We start from the raw sequence: 6,000 nt of genomic DNA on the forward strand, positions 1-6,000 counted from the left end.
TCCAGGATCCGGTTCTGCCCGTCCGCCACGGCGACGAAATAGGTGACGGGGAAAGTCCTCTCCAGATCGGCGGCATGGCCGCGCCGTGCCGTGATCTCCACATCCACCGCCACCGTCACGCCGTCCTTGGTGTAGCGGCAGTCGCCATAGGTGTTGGTCAGCTGGGCGCTGGCGATCAGGTCCTTCGGGTCGATGCTGTTGGGCTTGCGCATCAGGTAGTAGGTCGCGACATCCTGCGGGATCTCGATCTGCGGGCATTTCAGGGCCTGCTGTGCCGCATTGTCGCCACCACAGGCCGCTAGACCTGCGAGCAGGAGAAGGCTGCCGCCGGCGCGGAGCCCCCCTGAGACGCCGTACCGCGCTTTTTTTGGGAGACCACCTATATTAGGGTCGCGGCGCAACAATTCGGCGGGCATAGGCCCTCTCCTTCAACGCAACGGTTTCAGGACGGACCATAGGAAATGGCACAGGCGGGCACAAGCACAGGTGCGAGCACGCGGGACACGCGGCCGTCCTTGACTGTGATGCTGGCGTCGCCCCGTGGATTCTGCGCCGGGGTCGATCGTGCGATCCAGATCGTGGAGCGGGCGATCGAGAAATACGGCGCTCCGGTCTATGTCCGGCACGAGATCGTCCACAACCGCTTCGTGGTCGAGACGCTGGAGGCCAAGGGCGCCATCTTCGTCGAGGAGTTGGACGAGGTGCCGGACGACGCGCCGGTGGTCTTCTCCGCCCATGGCGTGCCGAAATCGGTTCCGGCGGAGGCGGAGCGGCGCAAGCTCTTGTATCTCGACGCGACCTGCCCGCTGGTCAGCAAGGTGCATCGCGAGGCCGAGCGCCACTTCAAGACCGGCCACACCGTGCTGCTGATCGGCCATGCCGGACATCCGGAGGTGGTGGGCACCATGGGCCAGCTGCCGCCGGGCGCCGTGCGCCTGGTCGAATCGGTCGAGGACGTGGCGACTCTGGAGATCGAGGACGCCGGCAACCTTGCCTTCGCCACCCAGACCACCCTGTCGCTGGACGACACCATCGAGATCGTCGATGCGCTGAAGGCGCGCTTCCCCGACATCTCGGCGCCGAGCAAGCAGGACATCTGCTACGCCACCACCAACCGGCAGGAGGCGATCAAGGTGATCGCCCCGCATTGCGACGCCGTGCTGGTGATCGGCGCGCCGAACTCCTCGAACTCGGTGCGGCTGGTCGAGGTGGCGCAGCGCGCCGGCTGCGCCAAGTCGATGCTGGTGCAGCGCGCCGCCGATCTCGACTGGTCCTGGTTCGACGGCATCGCCACCCTCGGCATCACCGCCGGCGCCTCGGCGCCCGAGGTGCTGGTGGAGGAGGTGATGAAGGCGCTGCACCAGCGCTACGCCGTCACCATCCAGTCGGAACCGACCACGGTCGAGACCGTCACCTTCAAGCTGCCGCGCGAGCTCAGCCCCGCCTGACCATGCCCAAAGACGGACATCTCTCGCCGCAACGGTTGCGGACACCCGAGGCATTGGTCGAAGCCGGGCTGGCCGGGCCGGAGCGCCTGGCCGAGCTGCGCGCCATCGCCGGCCGCTATGCCATAGCCGTGACGCCCGCGATGGCCGACCTGGTCGATCCCACCGATCCGGCCGACCCGATCGCGCGCCAGTTCGTGCCGGATGCGGCCGAGCTGGACACCCGGCCGGAGGAACTGGCCGACCCGATCGGCGACGCGGCGCACAGCCCGATCCCCGGCATCGTCCACCGCTATCCCGACCGCGTCCTGCTGAAGCTGCTGCACGCCTGCCCGGTCTATTGCCGCTTCTGCTTCCGGCGCGAAATGGTCGGGCCCGGCGGCGAGGCGATGAGCGAGGCGGAGCTGGAGGCGGCGGTCGCGTATATCCGCGCCCGGCCGCGGATCTGGGAAGCGATCCTGACCGGCGGCGACCCGCTGATGCTGGCGCCGCGCCGGCTGGCCGACGTGGTGGCGCGGCTCGACGCCGTGCCGCATCTCGGCGTCATCCGGCTGCACAGCCGGGTGCCGGTGGTCGAGCCCGAGCGGATCACGCCGGAACTGGTGGCGGCGCTGCGGGCATCGGACAGTGCCGTCTGGCTCGCCATCCACAGCAACCATCCGCGCGAGCTGACGCCGGCGGCGCGGGACGCGATCCGCCGCCTGGCCGATGCCGGCATCGCCCTGGTATCGCAGACCGTGCTGCTGCGCGGCGTCAACGACGACCCGGCGGTGCTGGACCAGCTGTTCCGCGACTTCGTCCGGCTGCGGATCAAGCCGTATTACCTGCACCATGGCGACCTCGCCCCCGGCACGGCCGGGTTCCGCACCGGCATCGAGGACGGGCGGCGGATCATGCGGGCGCTGCGCGGCCGCCTGTCCGGCCTGGCCCAGCCAACCTATGTGCTGGATATCCCGGGCGGCCAGGGCAAGGTGCCGATCGGACCCGATTATCTCGAAGGGTCGGATGCGGCCGGCTGGATGGTGGAAGACCCGAACGGCTGTCGGCACCAGTACCCGCCGAAGGGGTAGGGCCCCTCTATCGTCGCGGCGGTGCTTAAGCGGCAGGCCTGCCCGTTTTCCCCACCGCTGTCATGCCCGGACTTGATCCGGGCATCCAGAGACTGTCGACATCTTCTGGATTGCCGGATCAAGTCCGGCAATGACAGGAAGGGAAGATCCCACCGGTCTCAATGCGGCCTCACTCGCCCGGCGACGGTGCCTCCAGGCCCATATGCGGGGCCATCGCGCTCGTCCGCCGGCCGCGATTGGCCAGCCACACCCGGAACTTGTCGAGATAGAGGTAGACCACCGGGGTCGTGTACAGCGTCAGCGCCTGGCTCAGGATCAGGCCGCCGACGATGGAATAGCCCAGCGGCTGCCGCAGCTCCGACCCGGTGCCGGAGCCGAGCATCAGGGGCAGGCCGCCCAGCAGCGCCGCCATCGTCGTCATCATGATCGGGCGGAAGCGCAGCAGGCAGGCCTCGCGGATCGCCTGCGCCGGCGTCATGCCGTGGTCGCGCTCCGCGTGGATGGCGAAGTCGACCATCATGATGCCGTTCTTCTTGACGATGCCGATCAGCAGGATGACGCCGATCAGCGCGATGACGCTGAAATCGAAGCCGCACAGCATCAGCATCACCAGCGCGCCGGCGCCGGCCGACGGCAGGGTCGACAGGATGGTCAGCGGGTGGATATAGCTCTCATAGAGCACGCCCAGGATGATGTAGATCATGATCAGGGCGGCAGCGACCAGGTAGGGTTCGCTGGCCAGGGACGACTGGAAGGCCTGGGCGTTGCCCTGGAAGGTGCCGGTCAGCGAGGCCGGCACGCCCAGCTCGGTCTCCGCCTGCTGGATCGCGGTCACCGCCTGGCCCAGCGCCACGCCCTGTGCCAAGTTGAAGCTGACCGTGACCGCGGGGAACTGCCCCTGGTGGTTGATCGACAGGAACGCGGTCGGCCGTGTCGTCCATTTCGCCAGCGCGCTGATCGGCACCTGCTCCCCCGTCAGCGGCGACTTGATGTAGATCCGGTCGATCGCCGAGGGCTTGTCCTGCAGCTCCGGCAGCACCTCCATCACCACGTGATAGCTGTTGATCTGGGTGAAGTACTGCGCCGCCTGGCGCTGGCCGAAGGCGTCGTACAGCGTGTCGTCGATCAGCTGCGGCTGGATGCCGTAGCGCGAGGCGGCGTCACGGTCGATGTCGAGCGTCAGGGTGGTGCCGCCGGTCTGCTGGTCGGTGGCGACGTCGCGCAGCTCCGGCAGCGATTTCAGCTTGGCATAGATTTTGGGCGCCCACTGGTTCAGCTCGTCCAGGCTCGCATCCTGCAGGGTGTATTGGTACAGGGTCCGGCTCAGCCGGCCGCCGATATTGATGTCCTGGGACGGCTGCAGGAACAGGGCCGCGCCCTCGACCTTGGCCAGCTTCGGCCGCAGCCGGTCGATGATCTGGGCGGCCGAGGCGTCGCGGTCGTCGCGCGGCTTCAGGTTGATGTACATGCGGCCGTTGTTCAGCGTCTGGCCGCCGCTGGCGCCCAGCGACATCACCACGCCGGCGACATCCGGGTCGGCGGCGACGATCTTGCCGAGCTCGACCTGCTTGCGGCTCATCTCGGCGAAGGAGATGTCCTGCGCCGCTTCGGACGTGCCGACGATGATGCCGATATCCTGCTGCGGGAAGAAGCCCTTCGGGATGATGACGAAGAGATAGGCGGTGCAGGCGATGGTCAGCAGGAACACGCCCAGGGTGATGCGGCTGTGCTTCATGGCGGCGTCGAGCGACCGGCGATAGCCGTAGAGCAGCAGGTCGAAGCCGCGCTCGGACAGCATGTACAGCCGGCCGTGCTTGCCGGTGTCATGCCGCATGAAGCGCGAGCACATCATCGGCGTCAGGGTCAGCGCCACGATGGCCGAAACCAGGATGGTCATGCTGACGGTGACGGCGAATTCCCGGAACACCCGGCCGACGATGCCGCCCATCAGCAGCAGCGGGATGAACACGGCGACCAGCGACAGGCTGATCGAGAAAATGGTGAAGCCGATCTCGCCGGCGCCCTTGATCGCGGCCTGCACCGGCGGCAGCCCGTCCTCGATATGGCGGTGGATGTTCTCCAGCATGACGATGGCGTCGTCGACGACGAAGCCGACCGCGATGCTCAACCCCATCAGCGACAGGTTGTCCAGGCTGTAGCCGAAGACGTACATCAGGGCGAAGGTGCCGACGAGCGCGAGCGGCACGGTGATGCTGGGGATCAGCGTGGCCCAGACGTTGCGCAGGAACACGAAGATCACGCCGACCACCAGGGCGATGGTCAGCAGCAGGGTGAACTGGACGTCGCTGACCGAGGCGCGGATCGTGGTGGTGCGGTCGCTGATGATGTCGACCTTGACCGCCGGCGGCACGGCCGCCTGCAGCTGCGGCAGCAGGGTCTTGATGTGGTCGACGACGTCGATCACGTTCGACCCGGGCTGCTTCAGCACGATCAGGATGACGGCCCGCTGGCCGTTGGCCCAGCCGGCCAGCTTGTTGTTCTCCGGCCCCTCGACCGCGCGGCCCACGTCCCGGATGCGCACCGGCGCGCCGTTCTTGTAGGCGATGATGACGTCGTTCCAGGGGTCGGCCTTCAGCTCCTGGTCGTTGTCGTAGATGGTGAAGGTGCGGGTCGCGCCGTCGATGCTGCCCTTCGGGCTGTCGGTGGTGGCGGCGGTGATGACGCTGCGCACGTCTTCCAGGCCGATGCCCAGCGCGGCCAGCTTCTGCGGGTCCAGCTCGACCCGGACGGCGGGCTTCTGCTGGCCGCCGAAATTGACCTGGGCCACGCCCGGGACCTGGCTGATGGCCTGGCCCAGGATGTTTTCGGCATAGTCGTCGACGGTGGTCAGCGGCAGCGTGTCGGACCGGACGGCAATCAGCAGGATCGGGCTGTCGGCCGGGTTCACCTTGCGGTAGGTCGGCGGCGACGGCAGGTTCTTCGGCAACTGGCCGCCGGCGGCGTTGATCGCGGTCTGCACATCCTGCGCCGCGCCGTCGATGTTGCGATCGAGGTCGAACTGCAGGGTGACCGAGCTGTTGCCCAGCGTGCTGCTCGACGTCATCTGCGACACGCCGGGGATCTCGGCGAATTGCCGTTCCAGCGGCGCCGTCACCGATGAGGCCATGGTCGTGGGGTCGGCGCCGGGCAGCTGGGCGGAGACCTGGATGGTCGGGAAATCGACCTGGGGCAGGGGGGCGACCGGCAGCAGCGGATAGGCGACCAGGCCGACCAGCAGCACCCCGGCCATGATCAGCGACGTGGCGATGGGCTTCCTGATGAACAGGGCCGAGATGCTCATGGCTCAGGCTCCCGGTGCGGCGGCCGGCCGTGATGCGGCGGCGGCCTCGCGGATCTCGACATGGGTTCCCGGCTGCAGCCGGTACTGGCCGGCGGTGACGACCTTGTCGCCGGCGTCCAGGCCCTGCTGGATCACGGCGACGCCGTCGGCGATGCGGTCGACATCGACCGGCTTGGTGTCGGCC

The 6,000-nt window shown here is 68.0% G+C and carries 3 protein-coding genes and 1 pseudogene; 2 read left to right on the forward strand and 2 right to left on the reverse strand.

Annotation, left to right across the window (positions count from 1 at the left end; translation table 11 throughout):
- The first annotated feature begins 461 nt into the window (after positions 1-461).
- Together ispH and AC3XYG_RS13905 are read left to right on the forward strand one after the other, a co-directional pair.
- On the forward strand, positions 462-1,448 hold the full coding sequence (ispH, locus tag AC3XYG_RS13900) for a 4-hydroxy-3-methylbut-2-enyl diphosphate reductase (RefSeq protein WP_489140432.1): 987 nt from the start codon (positions 462-464) through the stop codon (positions 1,446-1,448).
- 2 nt (positions 1,449-1,450) lie between these two features.
- On the forward strand, positions 1,451-2,515 hold the full coding sequence (locus AC3XYG_RS13905) for a lysine-2,3-aminomutase-like protein (protein WP_489140433.1): 1,065 nt from the start codon (positions 1,451-1,453) through the stop codon (positions 2,513-2,515).
- A gap of 169 nt (positions 2,516-2,684) precedes the next feature.
- Here the strand turns inward: AC3XYG_RS13905 and AC3XYG_RS13910 are convergent, their stop codons facing one another.
- Both AC3XYG_RS13910 and AC3XYG_RS13915 read right to left on the reverse strand, forming a co-directional pair.
- On the reverse strand, positions 2,685-5,816 hold the full coding sequence (locus AC3XYG_RS13910) for a multidrug efflux RND transporter permease subunit (protein ID WP_489140434.1): 3,132 nt from the start codon (positions 5,814-5,816) through the stop codon (positions 2,685-2,687).
- Between the two features lie 3 nt (positions 5,817-5,819).
- Positions 5,820-6,000 (reverse strand): annotated as a pseudogene (locus tag AC3XYG_RS13915) (efflux RND transporter periplasmic adaptor subunit); the annotation flags it as partial.

Source organism: Inquilinus sp., assembly GCF_057815775.1.

Bases quoted from the DNA above. Each gene is read 5' to 3' on its own strand.
- ispH (WP_489140432.1), top strand. From the start codon at position 462: ATGGCACAGGCGGGCACAAGCACAGGTGCGAGCACGCGGGACACGCGG.
- AC3XYG_RS13905 (WP_489140433.1), top strand. From the start codon at position 1,451: ATGCCCAAAGACGGACATCTCTCGCCGCAACGGTTGCGGACACCCGAG.
- AC3XYG_RS13910 (WP_489140434.1), bottom strand. From the start codon at position 5,816: ATGAGCATCTCGGCCCTGTTCATCAGGAAGCCCATCGCCACGTCGCTG.